At 60.1% G+C, this 17,817-nt stretch carries 14 protein-coding genes, 2 tRNA genes and 2 pseudogenes; 4 read left to right on the top strand and 14 right to left on the bottom strand.

Going from position 1 to position 17,817, the window contains the following annotated elements:
* Positions 1–10: 10 nt before the first annotated feature.
* The 6 genes from rplI to rnr all read right to left on the bottom strand — a co-directional run bounded on the left by rplI (position 11) and on the right by rnr (position 5,781).
* Positions 11–457 (bottom strand): 50S ribosomal protein L9, encoded by a 447-nt coding sequence (gene rplI / locus NMB39_RS26085; protein WP_003171376.1) that lies wholly within the window; start codon positions 455–457, stop codon positions 11–13.
* 18 nt (positions 458–475) lie between these two features.
* Complete coding sequence (locus NMB39_RS26090; RefSeq protein WP_494339875.1) at positions 476–1,369, bottom strand: hypothetical protein; 894 nt, start codon at positions 1,367–1,369, stop codon at positions 476–478.
* Positions 1,370–1,405: 36 nt separating this feature from the next.
* Positions 1,406–1,636, bottom strand: a complete 231-nt coding sequence (gene rpsR, locus NMB39_RS26095; RefSeq protein ID WP_002551829.1) for a 30S ribosomal protein S18 — start codon at positions 1,634–1,636, stop codon at positions 1,406–1,408.
* A 28-nt stretch (positions 1,637–1,664) separates the two neighbouring features.
* On the bottom strand, positions 1,665–2,087 hold the full coding sequence (gene rpsF, locus NMB39_RS26100) for a 30S ribosomal protein S6 (protein ID WP_003236224.1): 423 nt from the start codon (positions 2,085–2,087) through the stop codon (positions 1,665–1,667).
* A gap of 308 nt (positions 2,088–2,395) precedes the next feature.
* Positions 2,396–3,151 (bottom strand): 23S rRNA (guanosine(2251)-2'-O)-methyltransferase RlmB, encoded by a 756-nt coding sequence (gene rlmB, locus NMB39_RS26105; RefSeq protein WP_005784248.1) that lies wholly within the window; start codon positions 3,149–3,151, stop codon positions 2,396–2,398.
* Complete coding sequence (rnr, locus tag NMB39_RS26110) at positions 3,148–5,781, bottom strand: ribonuclease R (protein ID WP_306956927.1); 2,634 nt, start codon at positions 5,779–5,781, stop codon at positions 3,148–3,150. The genes rlmB and rnr overlap by 4 nt, the downstream gene beginning before the upstream one ends.
* A gap of 225 nt (positions 5,782–6,006) precedes the next feature.
* Between rnr and NMB39_RS26115 the strand changes: the two genes are divergently transcribed.
* The 4 genes from NMB39_RS26115 to NMB39_RS26130 all read left to right on the top strand — a co-directional run bounded on the left by NMB39_RS26115 (position 6,007) and on the right by NMB39_RS26130 (position 9,058).
* A tRNA-Leu gene (locus NMB39_RS26115) sits at positions 6,007–6,093 on the top strand.
* A gap of 155 nt (positions 6,094–6,248) precedes the next feature.
* A tRNA-Leu gene (locus NMB39_RS26120) sits at positions 6,249–6,335 on the top strand.
* 144 nt (positions 6,336–6,479) lie between these two features.
* Entirely contained in the window at positions 6,480–7,505 is a 1,026-nt protein-coding gene (locus tag NMB39_RS26125; RefSeq protein ID WP_198719904.1) for an extracellular solute-binding protein, read from the top strand.
* Positions 7,505–9,058, top strand: a complete 1,554-nt coding sequence (locus tag NMB39_RS26130) for an ABC transporter permease (RefSeq protein ID WP_057023426.1) — start codon at positions 7,505–7,507, stop codon at positions 9,056–9,058. The genes NMB39_RS26125 and NMB39_RS26130 overlap by 1 nt, the downstream gene beginning before the upstream one ends.
* A 92-nt stretch (positions 9,059–9,150) precedes the next feature.
* Here the strand turns inward: NMB39_RS26130 and NMB39_RS26135 are convergent.
* The 8 genes and pseudogenes from NMB39_RS26135 to hfq all read right to left on the bottom strand — a co-directional run.
* A pseudogene (locus tag NMB39_RS26135) lies at positions 9,151–9,666 on the bottom strand (methyl-accepting chemotaxis protein); the annotation flags it as partial.
* 390 nt (positions 9,667–10,056) lie between these two features.
* Positions 10,057–11,112, bottom strand: a pseudogene (locus NMB39_RS26140) (methyl-accepting chemotaxis protein); the annotation flags it as partial.
* 112 nt (positions 11,113–11,224) lie between these two features.
* Positions 11,225–12,514, bottom strand: a complete 1,290-nt coding sequence (locus NMB39_RS26145; RefSeq protein ID WP_198719906.1) for an adenylosuccinate synthase — start codon at positions 12,512–12,514, stop codon at positions 11,225–11,227.
* 54 nt (positions 12,515–12,568) lie between these two features.
* Positions 12,569–13,756, bottom strand: a complete 1,188-nt coding sequence (locus NMB39_RS26150; RefSeq protein WP_198719907.1) for an ATP phosphoribosyltransferase regulatory subunit — start codon at positions 13,754–13,756, stop codon at positions 12,569–12,571.
* 293 nt (positions 13,757–14,049) lie between these two features.
* On the bottom strand, positions 14,050–14,916 hold the full coding sequence (gene hflC / locus NMB39_RS26155; RefSeq protein ID WP_010213607.1) for a protease modulator HflC: 867 nt from the start codon (positions 14,914–14,916) through the stop codon (positions 14,050–14,052).
* A complete protein-coding gene (hflK, locus tag NMB39_RS26160) occupies positions 14,916–16,091 on the bottom strand; it encodes an FtsH protease activity modulator HflK (protein WP_043047874.1) in 1,176 nt (391 codons plus the stop codon). The genes hflC and hflK overlap by 1 nt, the downstream gene beginning before the upstream one ends.
* A 96-nt stretch (positions 16,092–16,187) precedes the next feature.
* Positions 16,188–17,489, bottom strand: a complete 1,302-nt coding sequence (gene hflX / locus NMB39_RS26165) for a ribosome rescue GTPase HflX (protein ID WP_043047876.1) — start codon at positions 17,487–17,489, stop codon at positions 16,188–16,190.
* A 12-nt stretch (positions 17,490–17,501) separates the two neighbouring features.
* Complete coding sequence (gene hfq, locus NMB39_RS26170) at positions 17,502–17,762, bottom strand: RNA chaperone Hfq (protein ID WP_003188059.1); 261 nt, start codon at positions 17,760–17,762, stop codon at positions 17,502–17,504.
* Positions 17,763–17,817: the final 55 nt, after the last annotated feature.

The raw sequence follows: 17,817 nt of genomic DNA on the forward strand, positions 1-17,817 counted from the left end.
TAGGTGCGGCTTAAGCTGCTACCACGACAACGCGTACGGTGGCTTCAACTTCGGCGTGCAGGTGCACGGCTACGTCGAATTCGCCTACGTTGCGGATGGTGCCGTTCGGCAGACGAACTTCGCTCTTCTGCACTTCAACGCCGGAGGCGGTCAGTGCATCAGCGATGTCGTGGGTGCCGATCGAACCGAACAGCTTGCCTTCGTCACCGGCGGTGGCAGTGATAGTCACTTCCAGCTCAGCCAGTTGGGCAGCGCGAGTTTCGGCCGAAGCTTTTTTGTCTGCTGCGGCTTTTTCCAGCTCAGCGCGACGCTCTTCAAACGCAGCCAGGTTGGCAGCGGTTGCAGCGGTTGCTTTGCCGTATGGCAGCAGGTAGTTACGACCGTAGCCGGCCTTAACGTTCACTTTGTCGCCCAGGTTGCCCAGGTTGGCGACTTTTTCCAGAAGGATCAGTTGCATGTGAAAATCCTCTAACTTTTAACCTTCACCGTTCGCGTTATCGGCGTCTTTCGACGCCAGACGACCGCGAAAATCAATCAGGCCGTCGACAATGGCCAAGACCACGAGTAACGGATAGATCAGCTGCATGAACAGCAACAGCGTGACGTACAACCCCACCAGCCAAAACCTGGCCAGGCGCTTGCGCGCAACCAGCCCATGGATCAGAGCCAGCCCGGCAAACACCAGCGGTACGCTGCAAATCGGCGCCAGCAAGGCCATCTGTGGGCCGAAGTTCGGCCCGACAACCATGCACGCCAGCAGCAACATCGCCGGCCCCGCTGGGATTCTGATACTGCGAAACTCGCGACCAAAACCACCCGGGTTGTACAACAACGCCTGCCAATAACGCCCAAGAATCAGGCTCAGCACGCTGACGACCTGCAACAATGCCGCAATCAGGCCGGTCAGGACCGGGGCAATCAGTGACGCAAACCGCGCTCGCTCATCTACCGACAACTGCTGGTAGAGATCCCCGAGGGCCAGCGGCAGGATCTTGACGATTTCCTGCGACAGCGCCTCGATTTGCGGGCGGAAAGCCGCGCCAAGCATCACTGAGTACACCAACCCCAATGCCACGCTGACCAGCAGCGTGCGGACCCAGGACTCACTTGCGCGCAGAACCAACGCAAGGCTCGATGACCCCAGCAGTACCAGAAGTACCCGTGGATCACCCATTTGCAGCCACCAGATCATGGCCGGCAACAAACCCAGGGCAAGAACGCCAAGGGCGTCCTTCAAACCGCGCCGCAGCAGCACAAGGCAACCCGCGGCAGCACCCAACCAATAAAGCAACGGCAATGCCGCACAGCCAGCCACTACCAGAGTGGCCTGCATACGACCGCGCATGATGAACTCAGCTAAGGCGCGCATGCATTCAATCCCTTACTACTTGTCGACTGCCCGGTCTCAGCGGCCGTGGCTGTCGGTGTAGGCCAGCAGGGCCAGGAAGCGGGCGCGCTTGATAGCGGTGGCCAGCTGACGCTGATAACGTGCTTTGGTACCGGTGATACGGCTTGGAACGATTTTGCCGGTCTCGGATACGTAGGCTTTCAGAGTGTTGAGATCTTTGTAATCGATCTCTTTCACGTCTTCAGCGGTGAAGCGGCAGAATTTACGACGACGGAAGAAACGTGCCATTTGATAGGCTCCTTAAAAGGTCCGTGGATTACTCGTCAGCGTTATCGCTGTTGTCGCTGTCATCACTATCAGCGCTATCAGCGCCTTCGTGCTCAGGACGGTCGCGACGCTCACGGCGCTCACTGCGGTTTTCTTCAGCCTTGAGCATCTCGGATTGGCCGGTAACGGCTTCTTCGCGACGGATGACCAGGTTACGGATCACTGCATCGTTGTAGCGGAAGTTGTCTTCCAGCTCGGCCAGGGCCTTGCCAGTGCACTCAACGTTCAGCATCACGTAGTGAGCCTTGTGAACATTGTTGATTGCGTAAGCCAGTTGACGACGGCCCCAATCTTCCAGACGGTGGATTTTGCCGCCGTCTTCTTCGATCAGCTTGGTGTAACGCTCAACCATGCCGCCGACTTGCTCGCTTTGATCCGGGTGGACCAAAAAGATGATTTCGTAATGACGCATGAATGCTCCTTACGGGTTGTAGCCTGCCGCTCAAAAACGGTCAGACAAGGAGTGAATGACACTTATGGATCTTGCCGCAGGGGAGGCACATGCGTGCCTGCCAGGAAGGCAAGGGGCGCAATTGTAGAGAAGGGGGAGAAGCGGCGCAAGGTGATTGGTGATTATTTGAACAATCTCCCAAACACCACAAAATTAAATGTGGGAGGGGGCTTGCTCCCGATTGCGATGGGCCAGTCACATCATCTGTAACTGATCTACCGCTATCGGGGGCAAGCCCCTTCCCACATTTTGAACTGCATCAAACCTGATTACTTCTTGGTCTTAGCCTTGGCGCCGCGCTGGCGCTGGGCTTCAAACAGGCATACACCCGTTGCAACCGACACGTTCAGGCTGCTGACGCTACCGGCCATCGGCAAATGCACCAGGTAATCGCAATGCTCACGGGTCAGGCGACGCATGCCTTTGCCTTCGGCGCCCATGATCAGGATGGTCGGGCCGGTAAGGTCCTGGTCATAGATGCTGACCTCGGCCTCGCCTGCCGTACCCACGACCCACAAGCCACGCTGCTGGAGTTTCTCCAGGGTGCGCGCCAGGTTGGTCACAGCCACCAGTGGAATCACTTCGGCCGCGCCGCAGGCGACTTTACGCACTACCGGCGTCAGGGTCGCTGACTTGTCCTTGGGCACGATCACCGCCAGCGCACCGGCGGCGTCCGCAGAACGCAGGCAGGCGCCGAGGTTGTGCGGGTCGGTCACGCCGTCCAGCACCAGCAGCAGTGGCGCGCCTTCGGTACGGTCGAGCAGCTCGTCGAGCATCGCTTCGCCCCAGACCTGGCTTGGGCTGACGTCCGCCACCACGCCCTGGTGCACGCCTTCGACCCAGACGTCCATTTCACGACGCTCGGCCTGGCCGATGGCCACCTTGTTTTGCGTAGCCAGTTCGACCAGCGCCTGTACACGCGGCTCGCTGCGGCCTTCGGCCAACCACACCTGCTTGACGCGCTTGGGGTGATGACGCAGCAGTGCTTCTACGGCGTGCACGCCGTAGATTTTTTCCAGACTCATGACTTGGCCTTAGGTTTGCGCGACCCGCCGCTCTTTGCGGGGGCCGAACCCGCTTTAGGCGGGCCTTTACGGTGTTTACTCGGCTTGCTCGACGGCTTTTCCGCCCCTTGGGACTTTCCCCCAGACGCCGCTTTACCACCGCTTTTGGCTTCGTTGAGCAACTGCTGCTTCAACTCGCGGCTTTTGCGCAGCTCGGCGTTTTTCGCCGCGGCATCGCTTGGGCGGTAGGCTTCAGGGGCCTTGTCCTTGGCAGAAGAGCGACGGCCGGCCTTGGCCGGTGCAGGCTCGGCGACTGCCGTTTTCGCAGGAGCCCCTTTGCCCTTGGCCGCCGGGGCCGCGGTTTCGTTGCCACGTTTTTTACGGCCAGTCGGCTCTGCGGGCTTGTCAGGCATGCCGAAGTCGATCTTGCGTTCGTCGAGGTCGACGCGCATGACCTGCACTTCCACGGTATCGCCCAGGCGGAAGCTGCGACCGGTGCGCTCGCCCGCCAGGCGGTGATGCACAGGATCGAAGTGGTAGTAATCACCCGGCAAGGCGGTGACGTGCACCAGGCCCTCGACGTAGATGTCGGTCAGCTCGACGAACAGGCCAAAACCGGTCACGGCGGTGATCACACCCGGGAATGTCTCGCCAACGCGATCCTTCATGAACTCGCACTTGAGCCAGTTCACTACGTCGCGGGTGGCTTCGTCGGCGCGGCGCTCACTCATGGAGCACTGCTCGCCCAGCTGTTCCAGGGCCGCCTCGTCGTACGGATAGATCCGTGCCTTCGGAATGGTCATGGCACCGGCGCGCTTGACGTGCGGGGTGTTCTGCTTGGAGTGGATCACGCTGCGGATAGCCCGGTGCGTGAGCAAATCAGGGTAGCGACGAATCGGCGAGGTGAAGTGGGTATACGCCTCGTAATTCAAGCCGAAGTGGCCCTGGTTGTCGGCGCTGTATACCGCCTGACTCAGGGAACGCAGCATCACGGTCTGGATCACGTGGTAATCCGGACGGTCCTTGATGCTCGCCAGCAGAGCCTGGTAATCCTTCGGCGTCGGGCCGTCCTTGCCTTTGTGCAGGGACAGGCCAAGCTCACCGAGGAACGCGCGCAGCTTTTCCAGGCGCTCCGGTGGCGGGCCGTCATGCACCCGGTACAACGCTGGAATTTCGTGCTTTTTCAGGAACTCGGCGGTGGCCACGTTGGCCGCCAGCATGCATTCCTCGATCAGCTTGTGCGCGTCGTTACGGGTGGTCGGGGTAATGGCCGCGATCTTGCGCTCGGAACCGAAGACAATCCGGGTTTCCTGGGTTTCAAAATCGATCGCGCCACGGGTATGACGGGCACCCAGCAAGACCTTGTACAGCGCGTACAACTGCTTGAGGTGCGGCACCACGTCGGCGTATTCGCTGCGCAGGGCCTTGGCTTCGCTGGTCTTCGGTGTTTCCAGGATGGTGCTGACCTTGTTGTAGGTCAGGCGTGCCTGGGAGTGGATCACCGCTTCGTAGAACTGATAGTCGGTCATCTCGCCGGTTTTCGAGATGGTCATCTCGCACACCATGGCCAAGCGGTCGACTTTGGGGTTCAGGGAGCACAGGCCGTTGGACAGCTGCTCGGGCAGCATCGGGATCACGCGCTCAGGGAAGTACACGGAGTTGCCGCGCACCTGGGCTTCATTATCCAGGGCCGAGCCGAGCTTCACGTAGCTGGAGACGTCGGCAATCGCGACGAACAACTTCCAGCCGCCGGAGAACAGGCGCAGCTTGCCGGGCTTGGCTTCGCAGTAGACCGCATCGTCGAAGTCGCGGGCATCTTCGCCGTCAATGGTGACGAACGGCAGATGACGCAGGTCGATGCGTTTTTCTTTGTCTTTCTCTTCGACTTCCGGCTTGAGCTTGGCGGCTTCCTTGAGCACCGCATCAGGCCAGACGTGAGGAATATCGTAGGTGCGCAGCGCGACGTCGATTTCCATGCCCGGCGCCATGTAGTTGCCGACCACTTCAACGATATCGCCCTGGGGCTGGAAGCGCGCAGTCGGCCAATGGGTGATCTTCACCTCGACGAACTGGCCGACCTTGGCCGCGCCATTGCGGCCTGGCGTGATCAGCACTTCCTGCTGGACCTTCGGGTTATCCGGTACTACAAAGCCGATGCCGCCTTCTTCGAAGTAACGGCCGACGATGGACTCGTGGGCACGAGACACCACTTCGACGATCACGCCTTCACGGCGACCGCGACGGTCGAGGCCGGAAACGCGCGCCAGGGCACGGTCGCCGTCGAACACCAGGCGCATTTGCGCGGGGCTCATGAACAGGTCATCGCTGCCGTCGTCCGGGATCAGGAAGCCAAAGCCGTCACGGTGGCCGGCGATGCGGCCCAGGATCAGGTCGAGCTTGTCTACCGGTGCGTAGGTGCCGCGGCGGGTGTAGATCAGTTGCGCGTCGCGCTCCATGGCGCGCAGGCGGCGGCGCAGGGCTTCGAGCTGGTCTTCGGTGGTCAGACCGAATTCTTCGACCAACTGCTCGCGGCTAGCAGGCGAACCACGATCGGCGAGGTGCGCCAGGATCAGTTCGCGGCTAGGAATAGGGTTTTCATATTTTTCCGCTTCACGAGCGGCCTCGGGATCGAGGGACTGCCAATCGGCCATTAGAGAGTTTTCACCTTGTCTATATGTGGGTTAGTTTGGCATACGCGTATTGAAACGGGAAATTTCAGGTATCAACAAGCGTTTAAAAGCCTTTTGCGACCCCCGGCGCGCACCTTGCACGACCACTGGCGAAATTTTCCAGGCTTTTTTCATGGCAGGGGTTTACAGCGCAAATATCGCTCCGTATAGTGCGCGCCATCGACGACGGCAACGTTGTTAGATAATGCCCAGGTGGTGAAATTGGTAGACACGCCAGCTTCAGGTGCTGGTGATCGCAAGGTCGTGGAAGTTCGAGTCTTCTCCTGGGCACCAAATTCAGATCAAACCCGCGAAAGCGGGTTTTTTCGTTTCAGGCCTTTGATTTTTAACGGAAAAAATGATTTATATTTTTCAAATCAGGGGTTTACAGATCAAAAAGCCCGCCGTATAGTTCGCCCCATCGACAGCGGCAACGTTGTTAGATAAATGCCCAGGTGGTGAAATTGGTAGACACGCCAGCTTCAGGTGCTGGTGATCGCAAGGTCGTGGAAGTTCGAGTCTTCTCCTGGGCACCAAATTCAGATCAAACCCGCGAAAGCGGGTTTTTTCGTTTCTGATGCCATAAAAACTCCCCAGTGATTTCCCCCCTCATCCGCACTTGAGAAGTTTTATCGTTTATCCTTGCAATGATTTGTTGCATATAGCGAGGAACACTTCGGATGATGATCCGCGATAACCGACTCAAGACATCCCTTCTGCGCGGCCTGGGCCTCACCCTGCTCGGCCTGACCCTGCTCTCGCCCGCCGCCTATTCCGCCGACAAGATCGCTCTGACCCTGTACAACGGCCAACACAAGGAAGTCGGCGACGAGCTCGCCAAAGCCTTTGAAGCCAAGACAGGCATTCACGTTAACGTGCGTAAAGGCAGCAGCAATCAGCTGGCCAGCCAAGTCGTCGAAGAAGGTGACCGCTCCCCTGCCGACGTGATCTATACCGAAGAATCGCCGCCGTTGAACAAACTCGGCGAGCAAGGCTTGCTGGCGAAGATCGATGCCAGCACCCTCGATGTACTACCCAAGGATTACGTCGGCCGTAACGGCGATTGGATGGGCGTGACCGCCCGCACCCGCGTCGTGGCCTTCAACCCAAAACTGATTGCTGAAAAAGACCTGCCCAAGTCCGTATTGGACTTCGCCGGCCCCGAGTGGCAGGGCAAGGTCGGCTTCGTACCCACCAGCGGCGCGTTCCAGGAACAAGCGGTGGCGATCATCAAGCTGCACGGCCGTGAAGCCGCGGAAGAATGGCTGACCGGCCTGCGCGCCTTCGGCAAGGTGTACAGCAACAATATGGTCGCCCTCAAGGCTGTGGAAAACGGCGAGGTAGCCACCGTGCTGGTGAACAACTACTACTGGTTTGCCCTGAAGAAGGAAAAAACCAACCTGGACTCCCAACTGCACTATTTCACTGATGGCGATGCCGGCGGCCTGATCACCGTGTCCTCCGCCGCGGCGCTGAAATCCAGCAAGCATCCCAAGCAAGCCCAGCAGTTACTCGCCTTTATGGCCAGCGAAGAAGGCCAGCGCGTGATCACCAACACCTCGGCCGAATACCCGCTGCGCAAGGGTATGGAATCCAATCGTGGCCTCAAGCCCTTCAGCGAGCTGCAACCGCCGAAAGTCACCCCAGCCGACCTTGGCAACGCCGAAGAAGCGCTGGAGCTGGAACGTGATGTTGGCTTGAACTGATGAACCCGTCGCTAACGGCCGGCGCATTCAGCCCCCGGCGCAAACGCCCCTCGATCTGGCTGTTGCTGCCGGTGCTGTTGCTGGTCGGCTTGAGCCTGCTGCCACTGGCATATGTCGGGCTCAAGGCCTGGCAGGCGGGCTGGGCAGAGGCGGTGCATCTGTTATGGCGGCCGTATGTCTTTGGCCTGCTGCGCAACACTCTTGCACTGATGGTCGGCGTGACCGTGACCTGTGGCGTGATCGGCCTGTCCCTGGCCTGGCTGCTGGAACGCAGCAACCTGCCAGGACGGCGCATCTGGGGCGTGATCCTGTGCCTGCCATTTGCCGTGCCGGCGTTTGTCAGCAGCTTTACCTGGGTGTCGCTGAGCGCCGACTTCGAAGGACTCGGCGGCGCGATCCTGGTGATGAGCCTCTCCAAGTATCCGCTGGTATTCCTGCCAGTGGCGGCGACGTTGCGCAACCTTGACCCGTCCCTGGAAGAATCCGCCCGCACCCTGGGGCTGAACCGCTGGGGCGTGTTCCTGCGCATTACCTTGCCGCTGCTGTGGCCGTCGTTGCTGGCCGGGGCACTGCTGATCGCCCTGCACATGCTGGTAGAGTTCGGCGCGTTGTCGATCATTGGCCTGCAGACTTTTACCACGGCGATCTACCAGCAATTCGAACTGGAATTCAGCAATGCCAATGCCGCGATGCTCTCGGCGGTACTGCTGGTAATGTGCCTGACCTTGCTGTGGCTGGAGTTGCGCGTGCGCGGCAAAGGCCGGCACGTGCGCATAGGCCAAGGTGCGGCGCGACATGCCGGACAGGTCCCGCTGGGCAAATGGACGCCTTTGGGCCAGGTGTATTGCCTTGGGCTGGCGATCATTGGCAGCGGTATTCCCCTGGGGATGCTCGGTTACTGGCTGGCCGTAGGCTCATCTGCAGCGTTTCCGATGGCAGAGATAGGTGAGGCGCTGCTGTCCTCCCTGGCACTGTCACTGGGCGGCGCAGCTCTGTGCCTGGTGCTGGCGGTGCCGGTGGGACTGCTGGTGGTGCGCTACAAAGGTCAACTGGCGACCTGGGCCGAACGCCTGCCCTATCTATTGCATGCTCTGCCCGGCTTGGTGATTGCGCTGACGCTGGTGTATTTCGCCCTGCATTATGTGCCGGTGCTGTATCAGACCTCGGCGTTGCTGTTGATCGCTTATGCGCTGCTGTTCTTGCCCTTGGCCCAGGCACCGATTCGCACGGCGCTGAACAAGGCCGCACCGCAATTGGAAGAGGCTGCACGCACGTTGGGCGCTTCGTCGTTCAGTGCGTTTTGTCGGGTGACGCTGCCGATTATCTTCCCGGCGCTGGGGGCGGCATTTGCACTGGTATTCCTGGATGCGATGAAGGAGTTGACCGCGACGTTGCTGCTCAGTCCGACCGGGCTGAATACCTTGGCGACGGCTGTGTGGGCGCATACCTCGAATGTGGAGTTTGCGGCGGCGGCACCTTATGCAGCACTGTTGATTCTGGTGTCGGGGTTGCCGGTGTATTTGCTCACGACTCGGATGTATCTGAGTCGCTGAAACCGCTAATCGGGGGCAAGCCCCCTCCCACATTTGGAATGCGTTCCAATGTGGGAGGGGGCTTGCCCCCGATGAGGCCGGCACAGGCGACGCTAAGCCCTGAATTGCCCCAGGCTCGCCTTCAACTGCGCCGCCAACCCATCCAGCACCTTGCCACTTGCCGTCGTCTCCACCACCGCCTGTGCCGCACGTTCGGCCTGGGCATGGATCACCTCGACCCGCCCACGCACCGCATGGGCGCCCTGGGCCTGATGCTCGGCTGCACGCGTCGCCAGGCCAATGGCCGCGTGCACCTGTTCCACTGACGCCTGTACCGTCTGCTGCAAGCGCACGCTGTCACGCAGCACCAGCAAGCCTTCATTGGCCTGGCGCCCAGCCTTGCCGATGGTTTCCACCGCCTCACGCGCGCCCTGTTGCAACGCCACGATATGCGCCTGGATATCACCGGTGGAGCTTTGGGTCTTGCTGGCCAGCGCCCGCACTTCGTCCGCCACCACGGCAAAGCCGCGACCGGTCTCGCCGGCCCGTGCCGCTTCGATGGCCGCGTTAAGGGCCAGCAGGTTGGTTTGCTCGGCGATGCCGTGGATCACAGTCAGCACGACTTCGATCTGCTCGCTTTGCTGGGCCAGACGCTCGATGACCTGGGAACCGGCCTGGACCTGTCCTGCCAACGCTTCGATCAAGTTGCCGACTTCGGCGGAAGTGCGCGAGTTTTCATCCGTGGCCTGGCGAATATCCACCACCTGTTGCAACGCCGCCTGCATCGCATGGCTTTCGGCCTGGGCCTCGTCGGCCATTTGCGAGAGTGCGCGCAAACTCTCCGCCACTTCGTCACGCTGCAAGCCAGCGGCAGCATCCGCGCCAGCATTGCGCAACGTCATTGCACCGATTTCAACGCCGGTGCGCTGGGCCACATCGCCTGCTTCGCGCACGATGGGTTGCAACTTATCCACAAAGCGATTGACCGCCGAGGCCATGTCACCGATTTCGTCCTTGCTGTTGATCTGCACGCGCTTGGTGAGATCGCCCTCGCCTGCCGCCAAGTCATCCATGGCCGCGATCAGCAGCTTCAAGCGGTTGACCACGCGCCGACCGAGTACGATGGCGATCAGCAGCAATACGCCAAGCCCCACCAAGGCCAGGCCCATGCCGATACGCCAGCGCAGGGTGCCCGCAGCTTCCTGCACGGCACTGGCGGTGTTGGCGGTCATCTGGGTGGCAGTGGCTTGTGCCGATTGCAACCTTGCGCCCATGGCGGCGGCACTATCAGCCGCAGCGCCCTTGAGGCTGTCGCCTACCAATTGATCGCCACTGGCGATCAGCGCGGCAAAGCGCTTATCCAATGCCTGTAGATCAGCCTCGACCGCAGCGGTCGACACCCCCATGCGCACCTTGCCGATTTCCACGCCGTTGGGGCTGATGGACGCTTCGACGTAATACACAGAAGGATCTGTCTTCGCCGCGTCCAAAACCTTATCCAGGGCACGTTCACCTGCGCCCTTTGCCAGCAGGGCCTGGTTGATTGGGTTTTCACGATTCAAATAACGGGTCAGGTGCTCCCCCGCCGCATCGTCGTAAACCACAAACAATACGTTGGGATTGCGCTGGGCACGCCGGGCGAACTCCGACAGCGTCGGCACATCACTGTCCCACATGGCGCGAGGGGCCACGGAAGCCAACAACTGCGCCATATCATTGGCGGAGTCCTGCAGGTCTTTTTCCAGGGTCGCACGCAGCTGCTTCTGTTCTTCCTGCAAACGCGTAGATAGCCCGGCCGTCAGACGCTGGCGGGTGCTGGTAGACAGGCTGTCCAGGCTGGAGGTGACTTCCTTGCCCGCCTGGGCCAATTCGCCAGACAGCTTCTGGCTGTCGATACCCAGGCGATTGCCCAAATCGGCCTCCAGTGCAGTGACCGTGCTCCGGGTCAGAGCGACGGCGACCAGCACTTGCACCAAAAGAGCGATACCAAGGGTAACGAAGACCGGCCGCAACAGCCGGCTTTGTAACAATGAGAGAACGGCAGACATCGGGAATCCCTCCACCACGGGTGCCATTAAATTGATAGCACCGCGAAAGAGAGAAACATAGCAAGGGTCGTGCCGCCTGGCCTGCAGATACGACAAAGGGCTCCCGAAGGAGCCCTTTGCTTTTTACATCAACAGCTTATTAAGCGAACGGGTGACGCAGCACGATGGTCTCGTTGCGGTCCGGGCCCGTCGAAATAATGTCGATCGGTGCGCCGATCAACGCTTCAACACGCTTGATGTAGGCCCGAGCGTTGGCTGGCAGTTCTTCCAGGGTCTTGGCACCCACGGTCGATTCGCTCCAGCCCGGCACTTCTTCGTACACAGGCTGCAGGCCTATGTAGCTGTCGGCGTCGGTCGGAGCGACATCGTTGCCTTGTGCATCTTTGTAGCCGATGCAGATGTTGATGGTTTCCAGACCGTCGAGGACGTCCAGCTTGGTCAGGCAGATGCCCGAGATGCTGTTCACATCGATAGCGCGACGCAGGATAACGGCGTCGAACCAGCCACAACGGCGAGCACGGCCGGTGGTTGCGCCGAACTCGTGACCTTGCTTGGCCAGGTGTGCACCGACGTCGTCGAACAGCTCAGTCGGGAATGGACCCGAACCGACACGGGTGGTGTAGGCCTTGGTGATGCCCAGGATGTAGTCCAGGAACATCGGGCCAACGCCTGAACCTGTGGCGACGCCGCCAGCGGTGGTGTTGGAGCTGGTGACGTACGGGTAGGTACCGTGGTCGATGTCCAGCAGCGAACCCTGGGCGCCTTCGAACATGATGTCTTTGCCGGCGCGACGCAGGTCATGCAGCTCGGCGGTCACGTCCAGCATCAGCGGCTTGAGCAGTTCAGCGTATTCCTTGCACTCGGCCAGAGTCTTTTCGAACTCGATGGCCGGCTCTTTGTAGTAACCCACCAGCATGAAGTTGTGGTAATCCACCAGTTCACGCAGCTTGTCTTCAAAGCGCGGCATGTTGAGCAGGTCGCCTACACGCAGGCCACGACGGGCAACCTTGTCTTCGTAGGCCGGGCCGATACCGCGACCGGTAGTACCGATCTTCAGCTCGCCACGGGCCTTTTCACGGGCCTGGTCCAGCGCAACGTGGAAGGACAGGATCAGCGGGCAGGACGGGCTGATACGTAGACGCTCACGCACCGGCACGCCTTTCTCTTCCAACTTGATGATCTCGCGTAGCAGGGCATCAGGTGCGACCACCACGCCGTTGCCGATCAGGCACTGCACACCTTCGCGCAGTACGCCCGACGGGATCAGGTGCAAGACGGTTTTTTCGCCATCGATGACCAGGGTGTGGCCAGCGTTGTGGCCACCTTGGTAGCGCACTACGGCGGCAGCATGTTCGGTCAGCAGATCAACGATCTTGCCTTTGCCCTCATCACCCCATTGGGTGCCCAGGACTACGACATTCTTACCCATAACACTTGTCCTCATTCGCGCAAACTTGGTGCCGGCGATGGCCGGCAGGAAAACTCAAGAAGCCAGTGGCGATACTTGCCAAAGCCCGTTCTGCTGAATCAATTGCCGGTCGCAGTCCGCTTCACGGGCGGCGGCCAATGGCTGCCCAGGCAAGGCCTGGACGACACGCTGACCCTCACTGCGCAACTGGCAAACCTGCTGCCAGAGTGCCGCGTCCGTACTGTCGGGCATCCAGATGCCACCAGACGGCAGCTCGACCTCAGCACGCCCCAGGGTCACCAGGGTTTTCAAATCGGTGGAGAAACCAGTGGCCGGACGCGCACGACCGAAGTCAGCGCCGATATCGTCATAACGACCACCCTGGGCGATGGCTTGGCCAACACCCGGGACAAATACCGCGAACACCACGCCGGTGTGGTAGTGATAGCCACGCAATTCGCCAAGATCAAAATACAGCGGCAGCTGCGGGAACCGCGCCGACAGGCGCTCGGCGATTGCCAGCACGTCATCCAGCGCCGCCAATACTGGCGCCGGCGCCTTGGCCAGGCGCTCACGCGCAGCCACCAGCACTTCACGGCCGCCGCACAGGTCCACCAGCGCCCGCAGCATGTCGGCCAATTCAGCCGGCACACCCTCGGTCAGCGCAATCACTTCATCGATGGCCTTGCGTTGCAGGGCATCGAACAGTTGCTGCTCTACTTCGCCGGACAACCCGGCCGCACGGGCCAGGCCGCGGTAGATACCGACGTGCCCCAGGTCCATGTGGACATCCGGCACATCCGCCAGTTGCAGCATGGCCAGCATCAGGCTGATCACTTCAACATCGCTGCTCGGGCTGGCATCGCCGTACAACTCGGCGCCCAACTGGATCGGGCTACGGGAAGACGACAAGGCACGCGGCTGGGCATGTAGCACGCTGCCGGCGTAGCACAGGCGGCTTGGACCTTCGCGGCGCAGCGTGTGCGCATCGATGCGCGCCACTTGCGGCGTGATGTCGGCACGAAACCCCATCTGCCGGCCCGATTGCGGATCGATGACCTTGAAGGTGCGCAGATCCAGGTCCTGGCCCGCGCCGGTCAGCAGGGATTCCAGGTACTCGATATGGGGAGTCACGACAAACTCGTAACCCCAGCTCTGGAACAGATCCAACACCTGGCGACGCGCTATTTCAATGCGCGCAGCTTCTGGTGGCAGTACTTCTTCGATGCCATCTGGCAGCAGCCAGCGGTCTACCGTTGCCATTACGCCATTCCCCTTTGATCCGGGCGGCCAGCCCTCGGCCGAACCTTGAGTGAAGCAGAAAATACCCGCCCCCTGCATAAACCACGCGCAAGAGCGACGTGACGAATGGCCTGTAACCGGCCTCGTCGGGCACTTTCCTCGAAAAACCTGTCACGCCTGCCGAATCAAACATGCAGACGCAAAAAAGCCGGGAATTTCCCGGCTGCCGCATCATACACCCGTTTTCTGAAAGGAGCACCCCGCCAGGCATTTTAGCCGCCCGACGGAGTGCGTCCTACAGAATTACAGGCTGGTTACTTGGACTTTTCCAGGTAGCGGAAAAAGTCGCTGCTTGGGTCCAGCACCATGACGTCGGTTTTGTTCGCGAAGCTTTCACGGTAGGCGCGCAGGCTACGGTAGAACGCGTAGAACTCCTGGTCCTGGCCGTAGGCCTTGGCGTAGATCGCCGCGGCTTGGGCATCACCATCACCACGTGCCTCTTCAGACTCGCGATAGGCTTCTGCCAGCAGGACACGGCGCTGACGGTCGGCATCCGCACGGATCCCCTCTGCCAGCTCGTTACCCTTGGCACGGTGCTCACGGGCCTCGCGCTCACGCTCGGTGCTCATGCGCTCGAACACGCTGCGGTTGACTTCCTTGGGCAGGTCAATGGCCTTGACCCGGACATCGACCACTTCGATACCCAGCTCTTTTTCCGCCATGGTGTTCAGCGAACGTGTGATGTCAGCCATCAGCGCATCCCGCTCACCGGATACCACCTCGTGCAGGGTGCGCTTACCAAACTGGTCACGCAGGCCCGACTCCAGACGACGCGAAAGACGCTCGTCAGCAATCTGCTTGAGGCCGGAGGTCGCGGTGTAGAAGCGCTCGGCATCCTTGACGCGCCACTTGGCGTAGGCGTCAACCATTACGGCTTTCTTTTCCAGGGTCAGGAAGCGCTGTGTCGGTGCATCCAGGGTCATCAGGCGGGCATCGAACTTACGCACCTGGTTGACGTAGGGGACTTTCACATGCAGGCCCGGCTGGACATCCGCCTGGACCACACGACCGAATTGCAGCAGCACCGCACGCTCGGTCTGAGCCACGATGTAGAAGCAGTTCCAGGCAGCGATGACCACGACGACACCCACAATCAGGGCGGTCAGCGATTTATTGCTCATCAACGACTCTCCCTGGTACGTGTTTGCTGTTGCAGCAAGTCAGCGGCCGCACGGGCGCTCGCTTCGTTGGCAGCGGCATTGGAACCGGTAGACGGTGCGCTGGTGCCACTACGACCACCTTCGATCATCTTGTCCAGCGGCAGGTACAGCAGATTGTTCTGCCCACCCTTGCTGCCAGTCACGAGAACCTTGCTGGTGTTGCTGAAGACTTCCTGCATGGTGTCCAGGTACAGACGCTCGCGGGTAACTTCCGGCGCCTTGCGGTACTCGGCCACCAGCTTGGTAAAGCGATCTGCCTCACCCTTGGCACGGGAGACCACCTCATCGCGGTAGCCGTTGGCATCCTCGATGATGCGCTGGGCCTGGCCGCGGGCTTCCGGCACGACGCCGTTGGCGTAGGTTTCAGCCTGGTTGCGCGAACGCTGCTCGTCTTCACGGGCGCGGATCACATCATCAAAGGCTTCCTGCACTTCACGCGGTGCCGCTGCGCTCTGTACGTTTACCTGGGTGACGGTGATACCGGTGCGATAGGTATCGAGGAAGCGTTGCAGCCGCTCCTTGATTTCACTGGCCATCAATTCACGACCTTCGGTGAGCACCTGGTCCATGGCGGTGGAACCCACCACGTGGCGCAGGGCACTTTCGGTTGCGTGTTGCAGGCTGATTTCGGGCTGGTCGACATTCAGCACGAAGTCCTGCAGGTTGCTGATCTTGTACTGCACGGTCAGCGGCACTTCGACGATGTTCTCGTCTTCCGTCAGCATCTGGCCCTGCTTGGTGTACGCCCGCTCACGCGTGACGTTCTCCATGTACTTCTTGTCGATCGGCGGGAAATAGATATTCAGGCCCGGGCCGACGGTCTCGTAGTACTTGCCGAAGCGCAGCACCACGGCCTGCTCCTGCTCGTCCACGACGTATACCGCACTGTAGAGCCACACGGCCGCCAGCACGACAAGACCCAGGCCCAACAGGCCATAGCCACCGCCCTTGCTTGTGCGACCGCCGTCGTCACCACCACGTTTTTTTCCACCACCGAACAACCCATTCAGGCTTTCCTGCAGCTTTCGGAAGGCCTCGTCGAGATCCGGTGGCCCCTTGCGGTCGCCATTATTGCGGCGCTTACCACCCCAAGGATCCTGATTATTCGAGTTGCCACCCGGCTCATTCCAAGCCATAGCGCTCTCCATCTGATAAAGCAAAGACGCACCCACGGCGCGCCGACCAATGCTACAGAATGCCTGCTACCGCGGCACAACCGCTTTAGGAGGCTTTTATTGCAAAGTGTGTTGTTCGATGAACTCTGCCGGTACAACACCCTCGCGACTGACCAGCCGATTGAGTTCCGAGCGCGGCAATCGAACGGCCAGCAAGCTGACACCTTCTTCGTCGTGTTCTTCTTTCTGTACCGCGCCCAACTCGAAAAACTGTGCACGCAGTCGAGCAAAACGCTGAGGCAAGCGCAAGGTACCGACGAACAAATCGCTGCCGAGCAATTCGGCAATGGCTTGTTCAAGCAGCTCCAGGCCACTGCCATCACGCGCCGACAACCAAACCCGTTGGGGCTTGCCGTTTTCGTCGCGCTGGATCTGTGGCTCAACGCCTTCAAGCAAATCGAGTTTGTTATAGACCTCGAGGATCGGCAAGTCCTGGGCACCAATCTCGCCCAGCACCACCATGACCTGCTCAATTTGCAGCATGCGATCCGGTTCGGCCGCATCGATCACGTGCAAGAGCAGGTCGGAATTGCTCGACTCTTCAAGCGTAGACCGAAAGGCCTCGACCAGCTTGTGGGGCAAGTGACGGATGAAGCCCACTGTATCGGCCAGGACAATCGGCCCCAGGTCGTCGATATCCAGGCGGCGCAGGGTCGGGTCGAGGGTTGCGAACAGTTGGTCGGCCGCATACACGTCCGATTTCGTCACGTTGTTGAACAGCGTGGATTTACCGGCATTGGTATAGCCCACCAGGGAAACGGTCGGGATATCCGCGCGGGTACGGCCACGTCGCGATTGCTCGCGCTGGCTGCGCACTTTCTCCAGGCGGCCCTTGATCTGGCGCAGGCGAACCCGCAGCAAACGTCGGTCGGTTTCCAGCTGGGTTTCACCCGGGCCACGCATACCGATACCGCCACCCTGGCGCTCAAGGTGAGTCCAGCCGCGAACCAGGCGGGTGCTCATGTGGTCAAGCTGGGCCAGTTCGACCTGGAGCTTGCCTTCATGGGTACGGGCGCGCTGGGCAAAAATATCGAGAATCAGGCCGGTACGGTCAATCACGCGACACTCGAAAACACGTTCGAGGTTACGCTCCTGACTGGGCGTGAGAATGTGATTGAAGATCACCAGATCGGCTTCTTCGGCATGAACCAGGTCGCGCAATTCCTCGACCTTGCCGCTGCCAATCAGGTATTTGGCGGTTGGCCGATGACGCGGCACGTTAAAAAACGCAACGGTCTCGGCGCCGGCCGAATTTGCCAACTCCTGAAACTCCTGCGGATCTTCGCGCGCCTCAGGGTCCTGTCCATCCAAGTGAACGAGGATTACTCGCTCACCACCACCGTGGCGCTCAAAGAACAAAGGAGACTCCTATCAGGCGTTACCTGGCTCAGCGTCACCCTGTTCGTCACCTGCTGCGCTAGGCAGACGGATTGGACGAACTGGAACGACTGTCGAGATAGCGTGCTTGTAGACCATCTGGCTGACGGTGTTTTTCAGCAGGATCACGAACTGGTCGAACGACTCGATCGTACCTTGCAGCTTGATACCGTTGACCAGATAGATGGAAACCCCCACTTTCTCTTTACGTAAAGTATTCAAGTAAGGGTCTTGTAGCGAATGCCCTTTTGACATGTGCCGCACTCCTTTAAGGATCAATAATAAAAAATCGGAAAATAGATAGCTTATG

The organism is Pseudomonas sp. FBCC-B545, from assembly GCF_059134095.1.

What these genes read in the sequence shown, in the direction of transcription:
- rpsR (WP_002551829.1), bottom strand. Translation starts at nt 1,636, where the DNA reads ATGGCACGTTTCTTCCGTCGTCGTAAATTCTGCCGCTTCACCGCTGAA.
- NMB39_RS26090 (WP_494339875.1), bottom strand. Translation starts at nt 1,369, where the DNA reads ATGCGCGCCTTAGCTGAGTTCATCATGCGCGGTCGTATGCAGGCCACT.
- rpsF (WP_003236224.1), bottom strand. Translation starts at nt 2,087, where the DNA reads ATGCGTCATTACGAAATCATCTTTTTGGTCCACCCGGATCAAAGCGAG.
- NMB39_RS26145 (WP_198719906.1), bottom strand. Translation starts at nt 12,514, where the DNA reads ATGGGTAAGAATGTCGTAGTCCTGGGCACCCAATGGGGTGATGAGGGC.
- hflC (WP_010213607.1), bottom strand. Translation starts at nt 14,916, where the DNA reads ATGAGCAATAAATCGCTGACCGCCCTGATTGTGGGTGTCGTCGTGGTC.
- hflK (WP_043047874.1), bottom strand. Translation starts at nt 16,091, where the DNA reads ATGGCTTGGAATGAGCCGGGTGGCAACTCGAATAATCAGGATCCTTGG.
- rnr (WP_306956927.1), bottom strand. Translation starts at nt 5,781, where the DNA reads ATGGCCGATTGGCAGTCCCTCGATCCCGAGGCCGCTCGTGAAGCGGAA.
- NMB39_RS26130 (WP_057023426.1), top strand. Translation starts at nt 7,505, where the DNA reads ATGAACCCGTCGCTAACGGCCGGCGCATTCAGCCCCCGGCGCAAACGC.
- rplI (WP_003171376.1), bottom strand. Translation starts at nt 457, where the DNA reads ATGCAACTGATCCTTCTGGAAAAAGTCGCCAACCTGGGCAACCTGGGC.
- NMB39_RS26150 (WP_198719907.1), bottom strand. Translation starts at nt 13,756, where the DNA reads ATGGCAACGGTAGACCGCTGGCTGCTGCCAGATGGCATCGAAGAAGTA.
- rlmB (WP_005784248.1), bottom strand. Translation starts at nt 3,151, where the DNA reads ATGAGTCTGGAAAAAATCTACGGCGTGCACGCCGTAGAAGCACTGCTG.
- hfq (WP_003188059.1), bottom strand. Translation starts at nt 17,762, where the DNA reads ATGTCAAAAGGGCATTCGCTACAAGACCCTTACTTGAATACTTTACGT.
- NMB39_RS26125 (WP_198719904.1), top strand. Translation starts at nt 6,480, where the DNA reads ATGATGATCCGCGATAACCGACTCAAGACATCCCTTCTGCGCGGCCTG.